Genomic DNA, 22,671 nt, shown 5'->3' with positions numbered 1-22,671 from the left:
GCGCGCTAGCTTGCGCGCTCCTCAAATCTGTCAATGATTGATTCGTCCATGCACCAGGTCACCTGGCCCGATTTCTACTTCGCGCGCCACGGCGAAACCGATTGGAACCGCGAGCGCCGCTATCAGGGCAGCCGCGATATTCCATTGAACGAAACCGGCCGGCGCCAGGCCGATTCCAACGGTCCGCTGTTGCGTTTCCTGCTTGAGGAAGCCGGCAGCGATCCGGCCAAATTCAAATGGTACGCCTCGCCCCTGAGCCGGGCCAGCGAAACCATGGAGCGCATGCGCGCCGCCTTCGACGTTCCGCTCCCCGATGTCATTTACGACGAGCGGCTGATCGAAATCTCCTTCGGCAAATTCGAGGGCCTGCTGCACGAGGAAATCGCCCGCGAGCGCGAGGCTCTGGCTCCCGGCCAGCGCGACGCCACCTATTGGAATTTCCGCCCTGAAGGCGGCGAGAACTATCAGGACCTCGCCGACCGCCTGCTCGATTTTGCCCAGGGGCTCACCCATCACTCGATCATCGTCGCCCATGGCGGCGTGCTGCGTGTCCTGCGCCATCTGGTCGAAGGCGTAACCCGTGGCGAAGTCCTCAACTGGGCCCCGCCCCAGGGCGTCATCGCCCATTTCGCCGCCGGCCGGATGACCCTGCACGCAGCGAAAAAGACGTGGTGAGAAAATCTTGACGGCCGATGACAACCCGCTGACCCGCCCGGGTCCGGCGCACCCCGACATCACCGATCCCGACATCGCCAGGCTGGTCGCGATCTTTTACGCCCGCGCCCGCGAGGATGACATCCTCGGCCCGGTCTTTGATCGCGCCGTCCACGACTGGGACGAGCACATCGCCCAGATCACCGATTTCTGGTCTTCGATCATGCTGCGCACAGGCCGCTATTCGGGTCGCCCGCTCAATCCACATTTGCGCCTGCCCATCGAGGCTGAACATTTCGACCGCTGGCTTGCTCTTTTCGAGCAGACCGCCGCCGAAATCTTTACCCCCGAGATCACCCACGAATTCATGATCCGGGCCCGCCGCATCGCCGACAATTTCGAACTGGCCATCGGCACCATGCGCGGCGAAATCCGCTCGCCCCGCCACGCGCGCTAGCGCAAAGGCTCGCGCTCGCTAATCCCATCGAACGATTGACCACGTCCTCGCCGCTGCCTAGAACACCTCCAACATTTCCGGGGCACTTCCCATGAGCGACAATTCCTTCGGCCACCTCTTCCGCTTCACCACCTGGGGTGAGAGTCATGGCGCCGCGCTCGGGGTCGTCGTCGATGGTGTGCCGCCCGACCTTCCCATTTCCGCCGAAATGATCCAGCGCGATCTCGATCGCCGCAAGCCCGGCCAGTCGCGCTACACCACCCAGCGCCGCGAGGCCGACGAGGTCAAAATCCTCTCCGGTGTCTTCGAGGACGAGCGCACCGATGGCCTTCGTACCACCGGCACGCCGATTTCGCTGATGATCGAAAACACCGATCAGCGCTCCAAGGACTATTCGGAAATCCGCGACAAGTTCCGCCCCGGCCACGCCGATTACACCTATTTCCAGAAATACGGCATTCGTGATTATCGTGGCGGTGGCCGCTCCTCGGCCCGCGAGACCGCCGCCCGCGTCGCCGCCGGCGCTGTCGCCAAACTGGTAGTCCCCAACGTCACCATTCGCGCCTCGCTGGTCCAGATTGGACCCCACAAGATCGATTACGCCAATTTCGATTGGGATCAGGTCGACCAGAACCCCTTCTTCTGCGCCGACCCCAAAGCCGCTGAAACCTGGGCCGCCTATCTCGACGGCATCCGCAAGGCCGGCTCGTCCGCCGGGGCCATTGTCGAAGTGGTCGCCGAAGGCGTGCCCGCCGGCTGGGGCGCTCCGATCTATGGCAAACTGTCCGCCGACATCGCTTCGGCCTTCATGTCGATCAATGCCGTCAAGGGCGTCGAGATCGGTGAGGGCATGCACGCCGCCGAATTGACCGGCGAGGAAAACGCCGACCAGATGCGCTCGGACCGCCCGCTGCCAAAATTCCTGTCCAACAAGGCCGGCGGCATCCTCGGCGGCATCTCCAATGGTGATCCCATTGTCGCGCGATTTGCGGTCAAACCCACAAGTTCTATCCTCACCCCCCGCCAGACCGTGACCACGGAAAACGAGGATGCCGACATCATCACCAAGGGCCGCCATGACCCCTGCGTGGGCATCCGCGCCGTGCCCATCGGCGAAGCGATGATGGCCTGTGTCCTTGCCGACCACATGCTGCGCCACCGTGGCCAGACCGGCCGCGAAGGCGGCATCGGCTTTGGAAGGAACGATCTGTAATGATCTCTGAATCCGACACACGCGTCCAGGCGGCGCTGGACGCCATGAAGCATGGCCAGATGGTCGTTGTGATCGACGATCACGATCGGGAAGGCGAGGGCGACATCATAGCTGCCGCGTCCACCATCACGCCCGAGCAGATGGCCTTCATCGTCCGCCACACCTCCGGCATCGTGTGCGCGCCGATCACCGGTGAGCGCGCCCAGAAACTGCGCCTCGATCCGATGGTCGCCTCAAACGACTCCGCCCATACGACGGCCTTCACCGTCACCATCGATTTCAAGCACGGCACCACCACCGGCATTTCCGCCGAGGACCGCACGGCCACCGTGCGCGCGCTGACCAATGGCAATGTGGCTGCCGAGGATTTTTCCCGCCCCGGCCACATCTTCCCGCTCATCGCCCGGCGCGGCGGCGTTCTCATGCGCTCGGGCCATACAGAGGCGGCAGTCGATCTTTGCAGGCTTGCCGATCTGCCCGATGTCGGTGTGATCTGTGAGCTGGTCAATGACGACGGTACCGTCACCCGCGGCCAGCAGGTCGCCGATTTTGCCGCGGCCCACGATTTGCCGCTGATCTCGGTCGCCGATCTCATTGCTTATCGCCAGCGCCGCGAAAAGCTCGTCGAGCGCGTCGCCACCTTCGAGATCGACACCGCCGCCGGCCGCGCCATCGCCTACGCCTATTCGACCCCATTCGACCGCGTCCAACACCTTGCGCTGGTGTTCGGCGACGTGGGGCAGGGGGTGCCCGTCAACGTCCGCCTCCAGCGCGAGGATATCGTCACCGACGTTTTCGGTAGCGCGGAAAAACTCAACGCATCGATCGCTGCCCTGGCCGAAACCGGCGGCGTGCTGGTCTATCTGCGCGAGGGTAATGCCGGCGTTGCCTATGACAGGGCGGCGACTGAAGCCGAACGCGAAGACCATGGCTCAGCGCGAGATCGCGATGCAGAGTGGCGCGAAGTCGGCCTCGGCGCCCAGATTTTGCGCGATCTCGGAATCTCCGCCATCAAGCCCATGTCCTCGCGCTCTCGCCGCTATGTCGGGCTCGAAGCCTTCGGCATCACCATTTCCGATTAGAGTGCGTTGCTTGCGGCGGTGCTGGCCGCCGTCATCAATCTGTGGCCGATAGCGGCTAAGGATGGCCCGAGTGCTCAGGATCGGGAGACAGCTTGTATGTGGAGGATCGTCACGATTCCCCTCGCGCTTGTTCTCCTGATTGCCGGAGCCATTCTGGCGCCAACCCCGATCCCGGTCGGCGTGCCAATGATGGCCCTTGCCCTCTTCCTGCTGATCGGCAGCTCCAAATTTGCCCTGCGCTCGGTTCGCCGCCTACGCCGCCGCTGGAAGGGGTTCGATCAGGCACTCACCCTTCTCGAGGCGCGCACCGCGGGCACCATCGCCCGCACCTTCAGGCGCTCCCGTCCGCACCGCCCCGGCTAAACCAGCGCTCAGCGCCGACGAAACCCGGCCAGGAATTCACCATTCCCGTCACCGCCTTTGATCGGCGATGGCCACAGTCCCGCCCGCTGCCAGCCCAGCCCGTCCATATGGGCAAGCACGGCCTCTATGGCCATGGCCACATGCGGCCCGGGCACCACGATCCCGCCCTTGCCGACATGATCGCGTCCCACCTCGAATTGCGGTTTGATCAGCAGAAGAGCCTTTGCACCCGGCGCACACAGCGCCGATGGCGCATCGATGATCTTGATCAGCGACACAAAGCTCACATCGGACACCAGGAAATCGATCGGCTCGGCGATCGTCTCCGCCGTAACGTCGCGGGCATTTAGCCCTTCGAGCGACACCAGATTGGAGAGCCCGGCAACATCGCTATGCAATTGCCCATGCCCGACATCGACAGCATAGATTTTCCGCGCGCCACGTTCGGCCAGCACCTGGCTGAACCCGCCCGTCGAAGCCCCCAGATCGAGACAGATTTTGCCTTCGGGATCGAAGCCGCTTTTCTCCAGCCCCTCGGCCAGCTTGAGCGCCGCGCGCGAAACATAGTGTGATGCAGGATCGTTCAGCGCGACCGCGTCGCCCTCACCCACAAGCTGGCTCGGCTTGCTGGCCAGAACGCCGTTGACGCTCACTGTGCCACGCAGAATGGCGTCACGCGCTCTTGCTCTCGATTGAGCAAGCCCGCGCTGTTCGAGCGCGATGTCGAGCCTTATCCGGCTCATGACGCCGTGAGGCGCCTCACCTTGTCGAGCGCTGTCTGGCTGTCCTCGCCCCAGGCGATCGTACCGAAAAAATCGCCTTCCGCATCGATCATGAACACCGACGCTGTATGATTGACCAGATAGTCGGTCGAGCCTTCGGCCTCCACCTTTTCGGAAAACACCCCATAAGAGCGCTTGATCTGCTCGGTCTGGCTTTCGTTGCCCACCAGGCCCATCACGTCGGGTCCGAAATTGGACAGATATTCGCGCGTATGCTCGATGGTATCGCGCTCGGGGTCCACCGAAACGAAAATGATCCGCAACTCGTCATCATCGAGCCCCAGCGTCTGTTTCCACCCAGTCGCTTCGGCAAGCGTTGTGGGGCAAACGTCCGGGCAAAAAGTGTACCCGAAAAACATCAGCGTCGGCGTGCCGAGCAGATCGTCTTCGGTAAACGTTTCTCCCGTCGATGTCGCAACCATCTCGAACGGCCCGCCAAACATCGCACCGGAGGGCTGAATGGGCTTTGTGAAATAGATGACAGTGGCCGAAACCGCCGCAAGCGCCACAAGGGCCCACAAAACGATGCGCACTTTTCCCAGCACGGCGAAATTCCTGACCTATTGATCCAGCGGCTCGACGCCTGTGGGCGTGCCGTCCTTGGCCAGCGTGATCTTTTCGATCCGCGCCTCTGCCTGCTTGAGCAGGGCTTCGCAATGGCGCTTGAGCGCTTCGCCGCGCTCATAGATCGCAATCGATTCCTGCAGGGGCGCCTTGCCGCCTTCGAGCTGCGCAACGATCTTTTCAAGTTCGTCCAGCGCCGCTTCAAAGCTCATTTCGGCGATCTCGGTCATCACTGCCCCTTCGTCTTTAATCGTCATAATCGGGTCCGGCTTCGCCGGTCAGCAGCATGCCTACATGCGCCGACACCCCCGAGGCAAGCCCGCCCAGATCGTAGCCGCCTTCGAGCATCGAGACCAAACGGTTTGAGCAGCGCTTCTCGGCAATGTCCATCAACTTTCCCGTGAGCCACGCGTAATCGGCACCCACCCATTCGAGCTGCGCAAGCGGATCGCGCCGCTCCGCGTCAAAGCCCGCCGAAACCAGAATCAGGTCCGGCGCAAAATTGTCGAGCGCCGGCAATATCTGCTCTTTATACGCCGCCCGCATCTCCTGACCGCCGCTTCCCGCTTCAAGCGCTGCATTGACGATGTTGCCGACACCTCTCTCATGGGGCGCCCCGGTCCCCGGATACAGCGGCATCTGGTGGGAGGAGGCGTAAAAGACCGAGGGGTCGTCGGCAAAAATGTCTTGAGTGCCGTTGCCGTGATGCACGTCGAAATCGATGATCGCCACGCGCTCGGCTCCATAAAGCCGCTGCGCCTGTCGCGCCGCGATGGCGATGGTGTTGACCAGGCAGAACCCCATGGACCGGTCGCGCTCGGCATGATGTCCGGGCGGTCGCGCCAGAATGAATGCGTTGTGCGCCTCGCCCAGAATAACCGCTTCAATGCCTCGCAACACCCCGCCCAGCGCCGTCGCCGATGCCTCAAGGCTCCGCGCGGAGACGAAAGTGTCCGGATCGATCTGCCCGATCCCTTCGGCCGGCCGGATAGCCCGGATCGTATCCATGACCTTTGGGCTGTGGACCAACTCGGCCAATTCGAGATCGCCCGGGGCGGCCATCTCGCGCATCAGGGCTCCAAACCGGGGATGGTCGAGCGCCCTGGCCGCCGCTTCGATCCGCTCCTGCCGCTCGGCATGGCCGCTCGGCGTCGCGTGCGCGGACCCGTTTGTCTGGCTGATCAGAAGGGTGGTCATTTCGTCGGGATCTATGCCTCGGCTGTTGCCTCTTCTTGACGCGGCACCGGGCGCTTGTCAAACAACCTCGATGAACTCAGCGCCCGCCGATCCCCAGACCGTTGCCGATGCCGCAGCCCTGCTGCAACGGGGGGACCTTTGCGCCTTCGCGACGGAAACGGTCTATGGCCTGGGCGCCGACGCCACCAATTCCGGTGCTGTCCTCAAGATCTACGAAACCAAGGGCCGCCCGCGTTTCAATCCGCTCATTTCCCATTGCGCCGATATGGAAATGGCCGAACGCTTCGGGAACTTTTCCCCACTCGCCCGCCGTCTCGCCGACGCCTTCTGGCCCGGCCCTTTAACGCTGGTCGTTCCCCTCAAGCCCGACGCGGGCCTTTCCGACCTCGTCACTGCCGGTCTCGATACCGTCGGCCTGCGCGTCCCTGCCCATCCCATGGCCCGCGACTTGATCGCCACCCTTGGCCGCCCCGTCGCCGCCCCCTCGGCCAATCCCTCGGGCAAACTCTCGCCCACAACGGCAAGCCACGTCCGCGCGGCCTTTTCCGGAGCGGTTCCGGTTCTCGACGGCGGCCCCTGTCAAAACGGCCTGGAATCCACGATCATTGCCATTGTTGGCGATACGGTCACCCAGCTTCGCGCCGGTGCCCTTGCGCGCGAGGATGTCGAGGCCCTTCTCGGTCATCCCATTGCGCTCGCCGCCCCAAATGCCGCAATCACCGCGCCGGGCATGCTCAAAAGCCACTATGCTCCCAACGCCGCCCTCCGCCTCGAAGTCACAGCGCCCGAGCCCGGCGAAGCCTACCTTGTTTTCGGCCCGGCTCCTGCCCATGACGGCCCGGTGCTCAATCTTTCGGCATCGGCCGATCTGCGCGAAGCGGCGCAAAACCTCTTCTCCCATCTTGCCCGGCTCGATGCATCCGGGGCAAAATCGATTGCCGTCGCGCCCATTCCTCATACCGGCCTGGGCGAAGCGATCAACGACCGTCTCGAACGCGCCGCCGCGCCCCGCAACCGATAGGGGAACCCGCAATGAAAACCAAAATCACTTTAAGCGGAGAGTGTGGCAACTCGCCCAAGAACGCCTTTGCCGAAAAAGTCGCGGTCGCGGTGCTGGCTTCAGACTCCCAGATGCTGACGCAAGCGCTCACCGGCGATTGTGTCGCGGCATTTCCCGATGGCCGGGAGGCAAAGGGCGTCGAAGCCGTGCTGGCGGCAATCGCCGACCTCGGCGCCACTCCCGAAGCCCTCACGATAACCCATGCCATCACCCACGGTCGGGTCGGCGCGGTCAATGGCACCATCGTCCGGTCCGGAAAACGCACCAGCTTCGCGTTGTTTCTCGATTTCAGGAATGCCAAGGCGGACAGCATTGCCGCCATCAGCCTGTATCGCGACTAATCGCGAACCTTATAGGGCTTCTGGTCCTTCCAGAACCGCATCAGGCTCTCGAGATCGGGGTCGCCGCCCTTGGGTAAGACGATTCGCAGATTGACGTAGAGATCGCCCTTGCCGAACAGCCCCTTGCCCTTGAGCCGCATCGCCTTGGCCGTATCAGGCCCCGGCGGCAGATTGAGTTCGACCGCCCCATCGAGCGTCGGCACGCGCACCTTGGCGCCCAGCACGGCCTCATAAAGAGTGATCGGCACATCGACCCGCAGATCGTGCCCGTCCTTGCGGAATTGCTTGTGCCGGGCAAACTTGATCGTCACCAGCGCATCGCCCGGCTGCCCGGTCAGCGGTGAAGGCCGGCCCTGGCCGCGCAACCGCACCTGCTGGCCCTCTTCGAGCGGGGAGGGGAGTTTGACCGAGACCGTCTTGCCCGAGGGCAGGGTGACCGGCACCGAGCCGCCCTTATGGGCGTCTTCCAGCGACACGGCCAGATTGACCACAACGTCTTCGCCCTTGGCCGAACCCGAAGAGCCCGTCGTTGCGCCGGTAAACGGGTCCCAGCTCGCGCCGCCGGCACCGGCACCCGCGCCGAAGGGATTGCCGCCCGGCCCGCGTCGCGTGCCGCCAAACCCGCTCATGAATTCCTTTAAGATATCCTCGGCGTTGAACCCGCCCGCTCCGGCCCCGGCGCCAGGACGCCCGCCGCGCATGCCCGACGAATCGAACCCGCCAAATTTGGGATGGCCTTCGGCATCGATCTCGCCACGGTCATATTGCGCCCGCTTGGTCTTGTCCGACAGCAGGTCGTAGGCCGCTGTTGCCTCGGCAAATTTTTCGTGCGCCGCCTTGTCGTCCGGATTCTGATCCGGGTGAAAAGTCTTGGCCAGCTTGCGGTAGGCGCTCTTGATCTCCTTTTCGCTGGCGCTCTTTGGCACTCCGAGCACTGTATAGGGGTCGCGCATTCGCTTTGTTACACCTTGAAAGGGCGCTCCGGCTTGTGATCCGGCAGCGCCACGTCCTTTCGATCCACGATTTGCGGGCATTGAAGCACCGCAGCTTTGCGTTCTATATGGCCACGGCCCCTCATAATGTCCAGACGGGATGGATTTTGCCGTGACGGCTTCGCTCACTGATCTGCTGTTCGACGATGCCTATGACGGCGCCATCGACCCCCTCGAACTCTTCCCTCACTGGCTCGAAGAGGCCCGCGAGACCGAGCCCAACGATCCCAACGCCATGGCGCTTGCAAGCGTCGATGAAACCGGCATGCCCGACCTGCGCATGGTGCTGCTCAACGGCTATTCGCATCAGGGGTTTGTCTTTTTTACCAATTTCGAATCGGCGAAGGGCCGCGAACTGCTCGCAAATCCCAGGGCGGCTCTGCTGTTTCACTGGAAGAGCCTGCGCCGTCAGGTTCGCGTCCGCGGCCCGGTCCAACAGGTGCCACACTCGGATGCCGACGCCTATTTCGCCTCCCGCCCGGCCCAGTCGCGCATCGGGGCACACGCATCCGATCAGTCCCGACCGCTGGAAAGTCGCAATGTGCTTGTCGAGCGCGTCGCGACGCTGACCGAAAAATTTGCCGATGGCGAAATCGGACGCCCCGCCCATTGGTCGGGTTTCCGGGTGACGCCGCTCCAGATCGAGTTCTGGAAAGACGGCGCCTTCCGGCTTCACGACCGGGTGGTGTTCACGCGCCCCGATCCCGAGTCCGACTGGTCCCGCACGCGGCTTTTCCCGTAACACCATGCGCATCCTCGTCCGCACCTCGAAACTGGCGATCTGGGCACGTCGGCTGGCGCTGTTTTCTGCCGCCCTGATTCTGATTTCGACCGGCCTGCATTTTTTCGGCCAGATTGCCGCCGATGTCTTTGAAATCAGCCTGGTGATCGGCACCGTGTCGGCCGGCGCGGCGTTTCTGATCGGCATGGCCGCCTATGTCGTTCTCTGGTTTACCGGCGACAGGGGCTGGGCCCCGGCCAGCGTCGGTTTATTGCTCGGCCTTTTGTGTCTGGGCCCGGCCGGCATCGTTCTGGCCCTGAGCGAATTTTATCCCTCGACAGCCGATGTTACGACAGCTCTGGGCGCCCCACCGCAACTTCTCGAGGCCCAGCCCAACGAATCCGGGATCGATCCGGAAACGGTTCTGGCCTCGTTTCCAAATCTCATCACCCGCGCCTATCAGATTCCGCCCCAGGAGCTCTTTTCGCTCGGCCAGTCGCTGGTGCGCGCCAATGGCTGGGAAATTCTGGCCGCAACGCCTCCCACCGAAACCAGCACCGGCCAGCTCAATGCGCTGCGCCGCTCCCTGCTGGGGTTCGAAAACGAGATTGCGTTTCGCGTCTCACCCAATCCCATCGGTTCGCTGATCGATTTGCGGGCCGCCTCGCTTGATCCGGTCTATCACGATCTCGGCGACAATGGCCGCGCCATCGAGGCGTTTCTTCTCGCGCTCGATGACAGGGTTTCGACCTATATCCAGGATAATATGGCCCAACCCGTTCCCGAGGAACCGCCCGTGCCCGAGTCAGATCTGGCCCCCGACGCGCAACCTGATGCCCAATAGCGTACGCCGCAACTCGATTTCCCCACGCGCCGCAAGGTACTCGGCGTGCGAGAGCAAAGTCCGTTTGCCGGCCATCGCAAATCGGCCCGCAAGCTGGGGATAGATTTCCCGTGCTGCCGCCGAAAGGGTGGTCGGCCCACGCCGCACCACCTCGAGCAACTGCCCGTTGCGCATCAGCCGATGCGCCTTGAGTGCGTGGGCAAATGCGCGTCCATCGGCGATTTCGCCGCCATGTCCCGGCAGATAGCGGGTCTGGGGCAGGGCAATGACAGTGTCCAGCGATGCCAGATAGTCCCCCAGATCCCCGTCAGGCGCCGCCACCACCGTCGAGTTCCACCCCATCACATGGTCACCCATCAGGACCGCATCCCCACCCTCGACCGCAAACGCGAGATGATTGGCGCAATGGCCCGGCGTGGCAACGACGCGGAGCCTTACCGCATCGATCTCGACAATCTCTCCATCGCCCAGAACCTTATCCGGTTTGAGCGCGAAATCGCCCGACCGGCCGAACGGATTGAACTCGAACGGCTTGAGCGGCCGCGATAGCCTGTGCGGCCCGTTCGACCACAACGGAGCACCCGTTTGTGCCATCAGCCGCCGCGCCAGCCCGCTATGGTCACGATGGGTGTGGGTCACAATCACCGCAACCACCCTGCGGCCGGCGATGGCCTTCATCAGCGCGCCGAAATGGGCATCGTCGTTCGGCCCCGGATCGAGCACGGCAATCTGATCCTCCCCGATCAGAAAACTGTTGGTCCCCGTAAACGTATAGGCGCTCGCATTGGGCGCTGTGATCCGCACGATAGCTGGCGCCACGCCCACCGCCTCACCGGTGCGGGGGTCGAACGTGCGGTCATAGGGTGGGGAGGCGGAACTTGCGGGCATTGCGCGCGGTGCCATGTGTGGTTAGAACGATGGTCTCTGCTTCGGCTTTAACGCAAAGGGACAAGTTATGGCCACGACTTTTGCCACTTCCAACACGCTTCTCGGTCTTTACCAGCCCAAGTCGCAGGCTGCGCGCGTCGCTTCTGCGGTCGCTGTCGCCTTCATCGGTTCTGTGCTCATCACCATGGCCGCCAAGGTCAACGTGCCGGTCTGGCCGGTGCCTGTCACTCTCCAGTCCATGGCCATTGCGATGATCGCCGGCGCCTTCGGCTTCCGTATGGCGACGGCCACCGTCGGCCTCTATCTCGCACAGGGCGCCATGGGCCTTCCGGTCTTTGCCGGCGCCTTTGCGGGCATGCCCTATCTGTTTGGCCCGACCGGCGGCTTTTTGATCGGCTTCCTTGTTATGGCCGCCATCATCGGCTGGCTGGCCGATCGTGGCGCGATGCGCAACGTCTTTACCGGCTTTACCGCCATGCTGGCCGGCAATGTCGTGATGTTTGTCATCGGTTTTGTCTGGCTGTTGACCATGGCTGGTCAGGCCGCATGGATCGACCAGTCCAATGCACTGGTTTCCGCCTTCCAGGGGGCCGTCCAGCCCTTCATCGTCTGGGACATCGTCAAGATGGCCTTTGCCGCCTTGACCGTGGTTGGCGGCTGGTCGCTGCTGCAGCGCAAGTAAGGCGCTTTCCACCTGATATGATCGTGAAGGGCCAGTCCAGCGACTGGCCCTTTGTTTTTGCAACTCTCACGGGCGGCAGGCGTTCTCTTTTGATGTGCAGTATCGAAAGGAGAACGAAATGGAAGCCTTCCCCTGGCTTTTTGCCGTTTTGGGCGGCGCCGTCATTCTCGCTCTAGTCATCGCCTATGGCGCAATCAGATCGTCAAAGGCCACGACGCGCCAGAAAGATGCCGCCGAACGTGGCGCACACGATATCTATCACAAGGATGAGAGCAAGAACTGATGGCGGGTGAGGGCCGTGTCGTCATCGTCGGGGCCGGTTTCGGCGGGTTAAGCGCTGCCAAGACTCTCGCCCGCGCCGGTGTCCCCTTCACCATCATCGACAGGCGCAACCACCATCTGTTCCAGCCCTTGCTCTATCAGGTGGCAACCGCCGCTCTGTCACCCGCGGAAATCGCGGTCCCTATCCGGGCCGTGCTCTCGCCGGGAAAGGGCGGCTCCGTCGAAATTCTCATGGAAGAGGTCGAGGGCATCGATACCGCGCGCCGCGTCGTAAAGGCGGTGGGCGGTGATGAAATCGCCTATAGCCAATTGATCCTGGCCACGGGATCGTCCTTCACCTATTTTGGCAAGGAGGATGAATGGCGGCCCTTTGCCCCTGCGCTCAAATCAATCGATGACGCCCTCAACATCCGTCGCCGGGTCCTTCTGGCCTTCGAGCGCGCCGAGACCACCGACAACCCGGAACTGCGCAGGCGCCTGATGACCTTCGTCGTCATCGGCGGCGGCCCCACCGGTGTGGAAACCGCCGGCGCTCTTGCCGATCTGGCCAAGGCAACCCTGGCAAAGGATTTCACCAATATCGACCCACGCGACACCCGCGTCGTCCTCGTCGAGGCCGTCGATACCCTGCTCAATGCCTATCCTGCCCATCTGGGCGCCTATACGGTGGGCAAACTAACCGATCTGGGCGTCGAGGTGCACACTAATGCCCCCGTCGAACGCATCGACGAAAACGGGGTTCTGGCCGGCGACGATTTCATCGAAACCTCCAACATCTTCTGGTGCGCCGGTGTCGAGGCGACCCCGGTCGGCAAATGGTTGGGTCTGAAAACCAACAGAAACGGCACGGTCCCGGTCGCCCCCGACCTGACCATCCCCGATCTGCCCGGCGTGTTCGTCATCGGCGATGCGGCATCGGTCGAAGGCGAGGACGGCAAGCCGCTTCCCGCCCTGGCACCGGTCGCCAAGCAGCAGGGCCAATATGTCGCCGAAGCGATTATCCGCGCGCAACAGGGCCAAAGCCCGCAAAACCCGTTCCGTTACCGCGACTGGGGCACCATGGCGACCATCGGCCGCTCCGCTGCCGTTGGCAAATTCGGCAAGATCGAACTGACCGGCTTTGCCGCCTGGATGCTGTGGGGCGCGGTCCACATCGCCTATCTCGTGGGCTTCCGCAACCGCATAAACGTCCTGGTCAACTGGCTCTGGCACTGGCTGACCTACGCCAAGGGCGCCCGCCTGATCACCGGCCCCGACCAGGCCGCCACCCGCGCCCTCGACAACCCCAAAGCCGTCGACGAAGAACTCGACAAGACGGTCAACACGCTGGATTAGCCGCTCCGATCTCGACGGCTCCGGCTCCGCCCACCCCGAAAAAATTGCATCCTCTTGGACACAAAAATGGCGTCGGACAGCTTTTGGACAGTCTGGCGCCGTACGCTTCATGTGCTGGATGTTTTCGAGGAGAAGCGTCCGGCGCGTGGAGAGAGCCCCGACATCAAATGATTTCGCCCGTTCTGCGGGCCCTTTAGTGATGCGTTGCGGGGCGTTTTGGAGGAGAAATCCATGAAATATTCCCATACTGCGATCTCGGTTTGCGCCCTGGTGGTCGGAGCGTCACTTGCTCTGACGGCAGTCTCAGCCAATGAACTGCTCGAAGGCGTCGAGCATATGACAGGCACGTTTGATGATGGCCAGGAATGGCAGTTGAGTGTGCCTGCCGATTGGAACGGCGTGCTCATCAACGATCTCGATTCTGTCGGCAACGTCGAAAATGCATCGGATCGGGCCACGTTCTTTCTCGAAAATGGATACGCTTACACCGGCACCCGCCGTCACCCCGATCGTGGCTATAACTGGGATCCGCAGGCCGAGTCCGACAACATGGTCCGCGTCCTCGATATCTTTGAAGAGAACTTCGATACACCGGCCCACGCCATTCAGTTCGGGTGCTCGGGCGGCGGATCGGTAGGGCTTAGCGTTGCAGAAGATCACCCCGGCCGGTTCGATGGCGTCATCTCCATGCACGCATCGACGCCCGTTGAACTGGCCAATATGCGGCTCGATCTCTCCGTCGCCCTCAAAGCGCTCCTCGACCCGGACGGCGACCTGCCGCTGATTATCGAGGATGGCCAGCAGGCCGAAGCGGAAGAGGCGTGGCTCGCGGCACTTGAGCAGGCCCAGGCAACGCCCGAAGGGCGTGCTCGGATGGCACTGGCAGCAGCGGTGGCTCAATATCCGATGTGGGGCAGCCAGAACCAGCCCCAGGCCGAAAAGCCCGATTGGGACGATCCGCAATCGGTACAGGATACCATGGTGCGCGCCGCGGTCGATGGCCTGCGCAGGGCGGTTACCGGTCGTCCCATGTGGGATCAGCCGGCGGGCCTGATGTCCTGGACCACCGACGTCGACTACCAGCAGTTCTACGAAAACGCCAATCCCATGCAGCGTGAAATGGTCAGCCAGATGTATGAGGCGGCCGGTCTGGGCGGCGAGGATGCGATTCTTGCCGACATCGAGCAGATAAATGCGTTCCCCCGCATCGCGGCGACCGAAGCGGGTGTCGAGTATTTCCGCTCGCGTACTCATAGCGGAAACATCGGCATACCGGTCCTGCACATCTCCAATATTGGTGATGGCGGCACACCGGCCGCGGTCATGGCCGGCTATGAGGCCAAGATCGAGCAGCAGGGTACGGAAGATCTCTACCGCCAGGCATTCATCGATGCCGCGGGCCACTGCACCTTCAATCTGGCCGAGCTCGCCGCTTCGGTCGACACGCTCGTCGAGCGCCTTGAAACCGGCGAGTGGAACACGAGCCCTGAAGCGATGAATGCAGCCGGCGAAGCCTCTGGCCTCGGTGAAGCGCGCTTCCTTGCCCTTGATGACAATACCGGCTTCCGCCTCCCGGACCCGTTCAATCGCGCATTCTTCCGCGACGACGAGGTTCCTGGCCTTGTAGCCGAATAAGAACACCCAAGGTCTTGTCCGGGCAGTTGATGCGATGGTGTCTGCTGCCCGGCCCTGGAGCCATCCTTTTGGGAGGAGTGGCACGAGACGTCGTGTCAACGCACGGCCCGAAAAGCCGTCGACATCAATCCGAAATCTTTAGGAGGAGATAGAGAGATGACAATATTACGATTCAGCTTAAGCGCTGCCTGCATCATCGGTGCCGGCCTCGGCGCGCCCGCACTGGCACAGGAAGCGTCCCTCTCACAGCAGGAATGTGAGGCTCTGGCAGGGCTTGAATTGCCGGCGGAGGCGATCGAGCTGGACACAACCGGCGGTGTCGTCGATACCGCCACATGGATGGAGACGGACAGCCACGGCACCTATTGCGAAGTGATGGGCTCGATCAACCCCGTCGATCCCGAAGCCTGGCCCATCCTTTGGCAGGCCAATTTCCCCTCGAACTGGAACGGCAAGGCCATCCAGTATGGTGGCGGTGGCTACAACGGGACAATTCCCAACACCTTGCGCCACGTCCAGCTTGGCCTGACGACAACGGCGACGCCACTGTCTCAGGGCTATGTAACCTTCGGCGGTGATTCCGGTCATCCGTCCGAGTCCGGCGGCGGTGCGGCGTTCGCGCGCAATCATGAGGCGCTGGTCAATTATGGCTACGCCCACATCAAGAAGACTCTCGATGCCATGACCATCGTCGCCGAACAGGCGTATGGCGAGGCTGCGGACCTTGTTTATTTCAGCGGCGGATCGACCGGCGGACGCGAGGGGCTCACGGCCGCCATGCGCTGGCCCGACTCTTACGATGGCATAATAACCTATTACCCCAGCGCCCACTTCATGGGTCTGCGTCTCTGGGGCGTTGCGCTCGCCGACGCCATCTATTCCGACGATTCGGCCGGCTGGTTCCCGCCCGAACTTGTCGAAACCATCGCCGAACGTGCCATTGCACTGTGCGATCCCCTCGACGGGGTCGAAGACGGGCTCGTGAGCAACCCGGCAGAGTGCAGAGCGGTTTCGTCTTCCATCGTGGACGACCTGCGCTGTCCCGAGGGCCAGGAGGATGAAACCTGCCTCAACCAGACCCAGATCGACAGGGTCATCGGTGTCTATCACGAAGGCTATTCTCTTCCCTACGAACTGGGCGGGCTGTCCGAATATCCCGGCTATAACAGCCTTGAAGGCGTGGTCATGAACATCGGCACCCAGGCCGAGTTCATCAATCCTCCGCCTTCCGGTCCCAACGCCCACCACGTCAATCGCGCCTTCCAGTTCACGACCAATTTCGTGGACACCTCCGAAGACTTCGATCTTCTGGAATTCGACATCCAGAATCCCGGTGAGCATCAGGATCGACTTGTCGAACTCGCCGAGATCATCGGCGCCACCGAGACCGACCTGAGCGACTTCTCGAACTCGGGTGGCAAGATCATCTGGATCCACGGAGCTGATGACCCCTCGATCACCCCATGGAGCAGTGTGGCCCTTGTCGACCGCATTCGCGAGGATATGGGGAACGAAGCTGTCGAACAGTTCCTGCGGTTCTATGTGGTGCCGGGCCTGGCTCACGGTGGCGGTCGGTTCAGCCCTGAAATCGACACGCTGGCGGCTCTTGATAACTGGGTCGAAAACGGTGTCCCGCCCGCAGGGATGATCATGGTGGATGGCACCGACAGCGAGACCCGTGGTCGCACACGGCCGGTTTGCGAATATCCCGCGTTCCCGATGTATAGCGGTGATGGCGATATCAACGAAGCGTCGAGCTACCACTGCGCCACAGAGTAGTTCTCGGGTAAAGGAAAAGCCGGGACCGCAAGGTCCCGGCTTTATTGGTCGGAGTAGGGTGATTCGAACACCCGACCCCCTCGTCCCGAACGAGGTGCGCTACCAGGCTGCGCTATACTCCGATAGGTTTTTTCTGGTCCGTTGCTCCACCCGGCCATGACCGATGGAGCATCGTTGCGGCGCGTTATATAGTGCGTCCGACGCCGGTTCAAGCCTGTTCGCATCCACCCGGTAGGCAAAAATCGACCGCGGTTCACGCCTTCGTTGCCGTTCAGTCTGGCTCCCCAAAAAATTCGCCGCTCGGATAAAACCCGCGCGCCGAAGGTGTTGCGGGTGCTATGCAAACGGTGTAGGAACCAACGCGCTTTGGGGCGTCGCCAAGTGGTAAGGCATCGGTTTTTGGTATCGACATTCGCAGGTTCGAATCCTGCCGCCCCAGCCATCCTCCCGTAAGCTATTGATTTTGCATTAAAAGTTTCGCCTGACCGCGCATGTCAATCCTCAGTGGTCGCACGACTGAGGCGCACGCGTGAGTCACGGAACGATGCCATGGCACCGAAAAAGAGGCCGTTGGTTTGACCAAGATCGGTCCCTTCCTGGTTGAAGACGAGCTCATCGGCCTGGGCGCTGTCTTCTCGAAGGTGAAGGATTGGCGCGTTGTCGCGCCCGAACGCATGGTGTCTCAACGTTCGCACGCTCCAACCAGGGGCGCCCCCATGCCGCCTGATCTCGGGCATCGCGCCGGCGTTCTTTTTTTGCAAAATTCAGTTCGCGGTCAGGGCTTTGCGGCTGATCGGGCAACGGCCTCGACAGCCATGCCGATGGCCGTGCTGCCGCCGGTCACCTCGAGAATGATGCGGCTGATTTTTGGCGTTTCGAGCAGGTCGACAATGGTCGCAGCCACGTCGTCGCGGGTGATCTCGTGATGGACTTGTGCCAGGCCCAGATCGACCAGCCCCGTGCCCGGATCGTTGGTCAGGGCCGAGGGCCGCAGGATCACCCAGTCGAGATCCGATTGCACGAGATCGATCTCGGCCCTTTTCTTTTGGACCATGTAGTGTTCGAAACTCTCGTTCATGTGCCGTTCGCGCCAGGCTTCGGGGAAGACTGAAACCAGCACAAAGCGCTTGATGCCGGCCTCGATTGCCGCCTTGGCCAGTTTGCCCGGACCCTCGCCGTCGATGGCGGTGGTGGCCGCCGCGCCGCCCTTTCCGCCCGCGCCTGCGGTAAACACGATGGCGTCGCTTCCCGCCATGGCCCGGGCGAGCTCGTCGATCGACATGGCAAGGAAGTCGCCCTGAAACGACGGCACGCCGTCCTGGGCCAGTGCATCGATCTGTTCGGGGCGCCTGACCGGGCCGCTTACGTCGTCGCCTTTCGCAATGAGCGCTTTGGCGAGCCGGTGGCCCACGCCGCCGGCAATTCCGATAACAAAGACCTTCATCTTCATTCTCCTTGGATCACTCAGGCCGCGTCACGTTGTGCCGGATATGTCCCCGGGTTGCGCTCGCAGCCGGACAGGGGTGACGGCGAGATCGCCATTGATAAGCCCGGGATGGGCTGCAAACAAGCCATGCGAGAGCCCGGGGCTCATCCGGTTCTCCGCAGGCCCTGGTTTATGGTGCCGATCACCATCCCATCGGAAATTCGCCCGCTTTCCCGTTTCGCCGGGCAGTCGCCCTTGGCCAGACTCCGTGGTATCGATGACAAATGGCTCCGCTGATCGCCTGCTTTCAGATGGAGTCGAAATCTGGGCCTGTGCTTGGGGAATTTGGTGGACAAGCTTGATGTATTGGGTCTCAAGGCTTTCATAAGCGTCGCGGAACAGGGCAGTTTCCGCAAGGCCGCCGAAAGCCTCAATCTGACCTCCACGGCCGTAAGCCGGCGTGTTCAAAAGATCGAGGAATCGCTGGGCGTTGTGCTCATCACCCGCACGACGCGGCAGGTCACTCTGACACGTCTGGGGGCGGAATTTCTGCCCCGTGCCCAGGAGATGCTCGGCGCGGTCGAGGAGATTTTCAGCGATCTGCGCAACCGTGGCCGCTATGGCGAGCGGCGGATTACGATTGCCTGCCTGGCCACCGTCGCCTCGTTCCACATGCCTAAAATCCTCGAACAGTTCGCCAAGGTTCACCCCGATGTCCGGGTCGAGCTGCTCGATGTTTCGGCCACGCGCATTCTCGAGAGCATTCGCAACGAAAAGGCCGATTTCGGCATCAGTTTCGTAGGCGCCGACCATTACGATCTGGCGACCGATTTTCTCTATTCCGAGCCGCTGGTCGCCTGGACGGCGCGCGAAAGCGCCCTGGCCCGGCGGCCATCTGTCACCTGGGCCGAACTGCGTGATTATCCGTTGATTGCCATAGCCAAGCTTTCCGGCACACGCCGGGTCGTCGAGGAAGCCCTTGAAGCCCACGGGATCGATTTCGAGTTCGACTATGAGGTCCAGCAATTGCACACCGCAGTGAGCCTTGCGGGCGGCGGCGTCGGCGTGGCGGTGTTGCCCCGCATCGCCGCTGACGAGAAGCTGTCCAATGTGGTTGCCGTCCCTGTGGAAGGGCCCAAAGTGTCGCGCTCGATCGGGCTTTTGCGCCGCAACGACCGACCGCTCTCACCGCTCGTCAATCAGCTTCGGTCCATGATCCTCGCGCGTTTCCGCAGCGGTCAGTCCTGAATGTATTGATGCACAAAAGTTTGCAATTGTGCAGTTTAATGCAGTTGTGTGTGGGAATGCGTCACGCCTAAGGTCCCTCAGGTTACAAAGAGGGAGGAGGCGATATGCCGGATCTCGCATCAATCGGTGTGAGCGCAAGCCAATGGGTCGGACGCGAGGAGCGGGCCGAGGACGAGGTTACGGGCCAGGCGGCGCGCAGGCTCGCGGCAACGCTTGATCTGCCCGCCCAAGGGTTCGCGCACGGCACCGAATTGCCCGAGGGCTGGCACGTCATTCTGTTCCCGCCTTTGGCTCCGACGTCGGGGCTCGGCCGGGATGGACATCCTCAGACCGGAGAATTTCTGCCGGCCCTGCCATTGCCAAGACGCATGTTCGCCTCCCGCCGGGTCGTTTTCCACCAGCCCCTGCTGATCGGCGATGCCGTAACGCGGGTTTCACGGATCGAAGATGTGGTCCCCAAGGAGGGACGGTCGGGGCTGTTGGCTTTCGTGAAGGTGGTGCATGATTTTGTCGGCCCGCGCGGCCTGGCTGTCACCGAAGAGCAGCAGATCGTCTATCGTGAGGACCCCAAGGGCACGGCCCCAACCCAGGCGCCACCCGTTCATCCGCTCGAAGCGGACTACACCTGGCATATGGGTTATACCCCCGATGCCGCGCTGCTGTTCCGCTATTCTGCGGTCACCTTCAACGGCCACCGCATCCATTACGACAACGATTACGCCCGCGACGTCGAGGGCTATCCCGACCGGGTGGTCAATGGCGGGCTGACGGCAATCATGATGCTGAAATTCGCCCGCCAGGTTCGGCCCGGGCGGCTGAGCGAATTCAGCGTGCGCAACAAAAAGCCGTTGTTCGTGGACAGGCCCGTCCGGATCTGGGGACGCCGGACAGGCGAGGCCACCGCAGAATTCATCGCCGTTGACGGGGACGGTGCGGAATGCGCACAGGCCCAACTGGTCTGGGGGCCTGCCCAATGAGCCAGCTTCCCCTCAAGGGCATCAAGGTCCTCGATCTGACCTCCGTGATTGTCGGGCCGGTGGCGACCCGTTGGCTGGCCGACTACGGGGCCGACGTCATCAAGGTCGAGCCCGAAGGCGGGGATTTGATCCGCACGCTGGGCGGTGTGTCCTCATCGGGCCGCTTTTCGCCCAAATACCTCAATTTCAATCGCAACAAGCGCTCGCTGGGCATCGATCTTAAGCATCCCGAGGCCCAGGCCTTGATGCGGGATCTTATCGCCCAGTCCGATATCGTCATCACGAACATGCGCCACAATGCACTGGTCAAGCTGGGGCTGGACTACGCCTCGGTCAGCGCCATCAGGCCGGACGTCATCCATTGCTCCATCGTGGGGTTCGATCAGAGAGGCCCCTACGCGGGCAAACCCGCCTACGATACGATCGTGCAGGGCGCGAGCGGGTTCGCCGATACCTTTGCCCGCATGGAGGGAACGCCGCGCTACGTCCCGCTGACCATCACCGATCACATCGTGGGCTTTATTGCGGTTCAGATGGTGTTGCTGGCCCTTTTGCACCGGCGCATGACCGGGGAGGGCCAGTCGATCGAAGTGCCCATGTTCGAAAACATGGCCGATTTCATCCTGTCCGAGCATATGGGTCAAAAGGTCTTTACAGGTTCAGACGGGCCGACCGGAGATCTCCGTATCCTCAATCCGCTCACCCAGCCCATCAGGACAAGCGACGGCTATATCTGTGTGTCGGCCAACACCGACAAGCAGGCTTTTGCCCTGTTCGACGCCATCGACCGCCCGGACATGAAAACCGACCCCCGCTTCTCGTCGGTTTCGGCGCGGCTCAAGAATATCGATCTTTATCTTTCCACGCGCGACGCCGCATTGGCCCGGCAGACGAGCGCGCATTGGCTCGAAATTTTCGACAGGACGGACGTGCCGGCCATGCCGTGTCACACGTTCGAGAGCCTGATGGCCGACGATCAGCTTTCGGCCGTTGAGTTTTTCGACACGCTCGACCACCCGGTCGAAGGCAGGCTCACCGATATGCGGCTGCCAAACCGCACATCCAAGAATTGGGAAAAGCCATCTGTTCCGGCGCCCGACATCGGGCAGGACACCGACCAGGTGCTGCGCGACCTCGGTTACCCCGATAACCGGATCGCTGCCCTGAGGCAGGCGGGGGCTGTTTTCGGGCGCAACGCGGAGGAATCGCACAATGGATAAGACAAGGCTCGAGCTTGCCGCAAAATGGCGCGCGCTCATGTATGTGCCCGCCCATGTCGACAAGTTTCATCAAAAAGCGGCCCATGTGGGGGCCGATGCCATCATTTTCGATCTCGAAGATGCGGTTCCCGCTGCCCAGAAAGAGGAGGCCCGGCACAAATTGCCTCAGGCCGCCGCCCTGGTGCGGGAGACGGGCAATAGCGTTCTGGTGCGTATCAACCGCGAGATCGAATGGGGCATCGCCGATATCGAGGCGGCGCTGGCCGCAAATGCGGACGCGGTCGTCGTCGCCAAGGTGGAAGGCCCGGCCCATCTCACGCTCCTTGCCGACTATCTCGACCGGCATGAATCCCGTTTTGAGCGCAGCCATCCGCTTTATCTGCTCCCGCTCGTCGAGTCCCTTGATGCGTTCTGGATGATGCGCGAAATCGCCGGGGCCAGCGACAGGGTCATCGGCATGGCAATGGGCGGCGAAGACATCGCCGCACAAATTCATGCCGCTTCGGGTGAAGATACACTTGCCTGGCCGCGTCAGCAGATGATCTTTGCCGCTGCCACCGCGGGCATCGCCCCGTTCGGCCTGATGGGCAGCATCGCCGATTTTGCCGATCCCGAAAATGTGCTGCGGGTGGCCCGCAATTCGCGCCGCTATGGCTTTTGGGGGGCAACGTGCATTCACCCCAAACAGGTGGGTCCGATCAAAACGGCCTTCGCGCCGACCGAAGCCGAAATCGCAGATGCCCGGCAGATCGTCGAGGCGCTCGAAGCGGCCACACGGGCGGGACGGGGCGCTGTTGAAGTCAACGGCCGCATGATCGATGCGCCGGTCGCTGCCCGGGCCCGCCGGATCGTGGCGTTGGCGCGCTGAAATCGAGTTTCCGCTGGCCCCGCCAGTGGAGAAGACAGTCGCCCCGTCTCGGGGCGGCAAA

At 62.4% G+C, this 22,671-nt stretch carries 25 protein-coding genes, 2 tRNA genes and 1 pseudogene; 20 read left to right on the top strand and 8 right to left on the bottom strand.

The genetic code is table 11. From position 1 onward, the window contains the following. The first annotated feature begins 33 nt into the window (after positions 1 to 33). The 5 genes from V6617_RS13610 (at position 34) to V6617_RS13590 (ending at position 3,769) form a co-directional block, all read left to right on the top strand. Positions 34 to 675, top strand: coding sequence for a histidine phosphatase family protein (locus V6617_RS13610; RefSeq protein ID WP_338607502.1), 642 nt, complete (start codon positions 34 to 36; stop codon positions 673 to 675). Between the two features lie 7 nt (positions 676 to 682). Beyond that, positions 683 to 1,111 (top strand): group III truncated hemoglobin, encoded by a 429-nt coding sequence (locus V6617_RS13605; protein ID WP_422394785.1) that lies wholly within the window; start codon positions 683 to 685, stop codon positions 1,109 to 1,111. Positions 1,112 to 1,202: 91 nt separating this feature from the next. Beyond that, positions 1,203 to 2,324 carry a chorismate synthase gene (gene aroC, locus V6617_RS13600; protein WP_338607501.1) on the top strand — a complete coding sequence of 374 codons (1,122 nt, stop codon included), beginning with the start codon at positions 1,203 to 1,205 and terminating at the stop codon, positions 2,322 to 2,324. A gap of 2 nt (positions 2,325 to 2,326) precedes the next feature. After that, entirely contained in the window at positions 2,327 to 3,406 is a 1,080-nt protein-coding gene (gene ribB / locus V6617_RS13595; RefSeq protein WP_422394834.1) for a 3,4-dihydroxy-2-butanone-4-phosphate synthase, read from the top strand. A gap of 96 nt (positions 3,407 to 3,502) precedes the next feature. After that, a complete protein-coding gene (locus V6617_RS13590; protein ID WP_338607499.1) occupies positions 3,503 to 3,769 on the top strand; it encodes a hypothetical protein in 267 nt (88 codons plus the stop codon). Positions 3,770 to 3,777: 8 nt separating this feature from the next. Here V6617_RS13590 and V6617_RS13585 read toward each other — a convergent pair whose 3' ends face one another. From V6617_RS13585 to V6617_RS13570, 4 genes are read right to left on the bottom strand one after another with little or no spacing between them, the layout of a single operon-like run. Continuing rightward, positions 3,778 to 4,512 carry a TlyA family RNA methyltransferase gene (locus tag V6617_RS13585; protein WP_338607498.1) on the bottom strand — a complete coding sequence of 245 codons (735 nt, stop codon included), beginning with the start codon at positions 4,510 to 4,512 and terminating at the stop codon, positions 3,778 to 3,780. Then, positions 4,509 to 5,096, bottom strand: a complete 588-nt coding sequence (locus tag V6617_RS13580) for an SCO family protein (protein WP_338607497.1) — start codon at positions 5,094 to 5,096, stop codon at positions 4,509 to 4,511. Before V6617_RS13580 ends, V6617_RS13585 begins: the two co-directional genes overlap by 4 nt. A gap of 15 nt (positions 5,097 to 5,111) precedes the next feature. Next, a complete protein-coding gene (locus tag V6617_RS13575; RefSeq protein WP_338610723.1) occupies positions 5,112 to 5,345 on the bottom strand; it encodes an exodeoxyribonuclease VII small subunit in 234 nt (77 codons plus the stop codon). Positions 5,346 to 5,361: 16 nt separating this feature from the next. Continuing rightward, entirely contained in the window at positions 5,362 to 6,312 is a 951-nt protein-coding gene (locus tag V6617_RS13570) for a histone deacetylase family protein (RefSeq protein ID WP_338607496.1), read from the bottom strand. Between the two features lie 70 nt (positions 6,313 to 6,382). Between V6617_RS13570 and V6617_RS13565 the strand changes: the two genes are divergently transcribed. Then, positions 6,383 to 7,333 carry an L-threonylcarbamoyladenylate synthase gene (locus tag V6617_RS13565; protein WP_338607495.1) on the top strand — a complete coding sequence of 317 codons (951 nt, stop codon included), beginning with the start codon at positions 6,383 to 6,385 and terminating at the stop codon, positions 7,331 to 7,333. A gap of 11 nt (positions 7,334 to 7,344) precedes the next feature. Next, positions 7,345 to 7,713, top strand: a complete 369-nt coding sequence (locus V6617_RS13560) for a hypothetical protein (RefSeq protein ID WP_338607494.1) — start codon at positions 7,345 to 7,347, stop codon at positions 7,711 to 7,713. Here the strand turns inward: V6617_RS13560 and V6617_RS13555 are convergent. Further along, positions 7,710 to 8,666, bottom strand: a complete 957-nt coding sequence (locus V6617_RS13555; RefSeq protein ID WP_338607493.1) for a J domain-containing protein — start codon at positions 8,664 to 8,666, stop codon at positions 7,710 to 7,712. The genes V6617_RS13560 and V6617_RS13555 overlap by 4 nt on opposite strands. A gap of 139 nt (positions 8,667 to 8,805) precedes the next feature. On the opposite strand from V6617_RS13555, the gene pdxH reads away from it, so the two are divergent. After that, positions 8,806 to 9,447, top strand: coding sequence for a pyridoxamine 5'-phosphate oxidase (gene pdxH / locus V6617_RS13550; protein WP_422394784.1), 642 nt, complete (start codon positions 8,806 to 8,808; stop codon positions 9,445 to 9,447). 4 nt (positions 9,448 to 9,451) lie between these two features. After that, on the top strand, positions 9,452 to 10,270 hold the full coding sequence (locus V6617_RS13545) for a DUF1499 domain-containing protein (protein ID WP_338607492.1): 819 nt from the start codon (positions 9,452 to 9,454) through the stop codon (positions 10,268 to 10,270). Here the strand turns inward: V6617_RS13545 and V6617_RS13540 are convergent. After that, positions 10,232 to 11,158 carry an MBL fold metallo-hydrolase gene (locus V6617_RS13540; protein ID WP_338607491.1) on the bottom strand — a complete coding sequence of 309 codons (927 nt, stop codon included), beginning with the start codon at positions 11,156 to 11,158 and terminating at the stop codon, positions 10,232 to 10,234. The genes V6617_RS13545 and V6617_RS13540 overlap by 39 nt on opposite strands. Positions 11,159 to 11,225: 67 nt before the next feature. On the opposite strand from V6617_RS13540, the gene V6617_RS13535 reads away from it, so the two are divergent. From V6617_RS13535 to V6617_RS13515, 5 genes are all read left to right on the top strand, one after another. Beyond that, entirely contained in the window at positions 11,226 to 11,840 is a 615-nt protein-coding gene (locus tag V6617_RS13535) for a biotin transporter BioY (protein WP_338607490.1), read from the top strand. A 118-nt stretch (positions 11,841 to 11,958) separates the two neighbouring features. Next, a complete protein-coding gene (locus V6617_RS13530; protein ID WP_338607489.1) occupies positions 11,959 to 12,123 on the top strand; it encodes a hypothetical protein in 165 nt (54 codons plus the stop codon). Next, entirely contained in the window at positions 12,123 to 13,457 is a 1,335-nt protein-coding gene (locus tag V6617_RS13525; protein ID WP_338607488.1) for an NAD(P)/FAD-dependent oxidoreductase, read from the top strand. The genes V6617_RS13530 and V6617_RS13525 overlap by 1 nt, the downstream gene beginning before the upstream one ends. A gap of 231 nt (positions 13,458 to 13,688) precedes the next feature. After that, positions 13,689 to 15,092 carry a DUF6351 family protein gene (locus V6617_RS13520; protein WP_338607487.1) on the top strand — a complete coding sequence of 468 codons (1,404 nt, stop codon included), beginning with the start codon at positions 13,689 to 13,691 and terminating at the stop codon, positions 15,090 to 15,092. 156 nt (positions 15,093 to 15,248) lie between these two features. Further along, positions 15,249 to 16,871 carry a tannase/feruloyl esterase family alpha/beta hydrolase gene (locus tag V6617_RS13515; protein WP_338607486.1) on the top strand — a complete coding sequence of 541 codons (1,623 nt, stop codon included), beginning with the start codon at positions 15,249 to 15,251 and terminating at the stop codon, positions 16,869 to 16,871. Positions 16,872 to 16,916: 45 nt separating this feature from the next. Here the strand turns inward: V6617_RS13515 and V6617_RS13510 are convergent. Continuing rightward, positions 16,917 to 16,993, bottom strand: a tRNA-Pro gene (locus V6617_RS13510). A gap of 245 nt (positions 16,994 to 17,238) precedes the next feature. On the opposite strand from V6617_RS13510, the gene V6617_RS13505 reads away from it, so the two are divergent. Together V6617_RS13505 and V6617_RS19020 are read left to right on the top strand one after the other, a co-directional pair. Next, positions 17,239 to 17,313: transfer RNA gene (locus V6617_RS13505), tRNA-Gln, on the top strand. A gap of 115 nt (positions 17,314 to 17,428) precedes the next feature. Continuing rightward, positions 17,429 to 17,530: pseudogene (locus V6617_RS19020) on the top strand (type 1 glutamine amidotransferase domain-containing protein); the annotation flags it as partial. A gap of 116 nt (positions 17,531 to 17,646) precedes the next feature. Here the strand turns inward: V6617_RS19020 and V6617_RS13500 are convergent. Beyond that, positions 17,647 to 18,315, bottom strand: a complete 669-nt coding sequence (locus tag V6617_RS13500; RefSeq protein ID WP_338607485.1) for an NAD(P)-binding oxidoreductase — start codon at positions 18,313 to 18,315, stop codon at positions 17,647 to 17,649. 330 nt (positions 18,316 to 18,645) lie between these two features. On the opposite strand from V6617_RS13500, the gene V6617_RS13495 reads away from it, so the two are divergent. From V6617_RS13495 to V6617_RS13480, 4 genes are all read left to right on the top strand, one after another. Then, positions 18,646 to 19,545 (top strand): LysR family transcriptional regulator, encoded by a 900-nt coding sequence (locus V6617_RS13495; protein WP_338607484.1) that lies wholly within the window; start codon positions 18,646 to 18,648, stop codon positions 19,543 to 19,545. 104 nt (positions 19,546 to 19,649) lie between these two features. Then, positions 19,650 to 20,522, top strand: a complete 873-nt coding sequence (locus V6617_RS13490) for an FAS1-like dehydratase domain-containing protein (protein ID WP_338607483.1) — start codon at positions 19,650 to 19,652, stop codon at positions 20,520 to 20,522. Then, the gene (locus V6617_RS13485; RefSeq protein ID WP_338607482.1) at positions 20,519 to 21,742 is read left to right on the top strand and encodes a CaiB/BaiF CoA-transferase family protein; all 1,224 of its coding nucleotides are present in this window, start codon (positions 20,519 to 20,521) and stop codon (positions 21,740 to 21,742) included. Before V6617_RS13490 ends, V6617_RS13485 begins: the two co-directional genes overlap by 4 nt. Continuing rightward, positions 21,735 to 22,610: a CoA ester lyase gene (locus V6617_RS13480; protein ID WP_338607481.1), complete on the top strand. Its 876-nt coding sequence runs from the start codon at positions 21,735 to 21,737 to the stop codon at positions 22,608 to 22,610. The genes V6617_RS13485 and V6617_RS13480 overlap by 8 nt, the downstream gene beginning before the upstream one ends. Positions 22,611 to 22,671: the final 61 nt, after the last annotated feature.

The organism is Pelagibacterium nitratireducens, assembly GCF_037044555.1.
Classification (GTDB): Bacteria; Pseudomonadota; Alphaproteobacteria; order Rhizobiales; family Devosiaceae; genus Pelagibacterium; species Pelagibacterium nitratireducens.
Note: the sequence above shows the minus strand (reverse complement) of the source record. Positions and strands in the feature narration are given on the sequence as shown.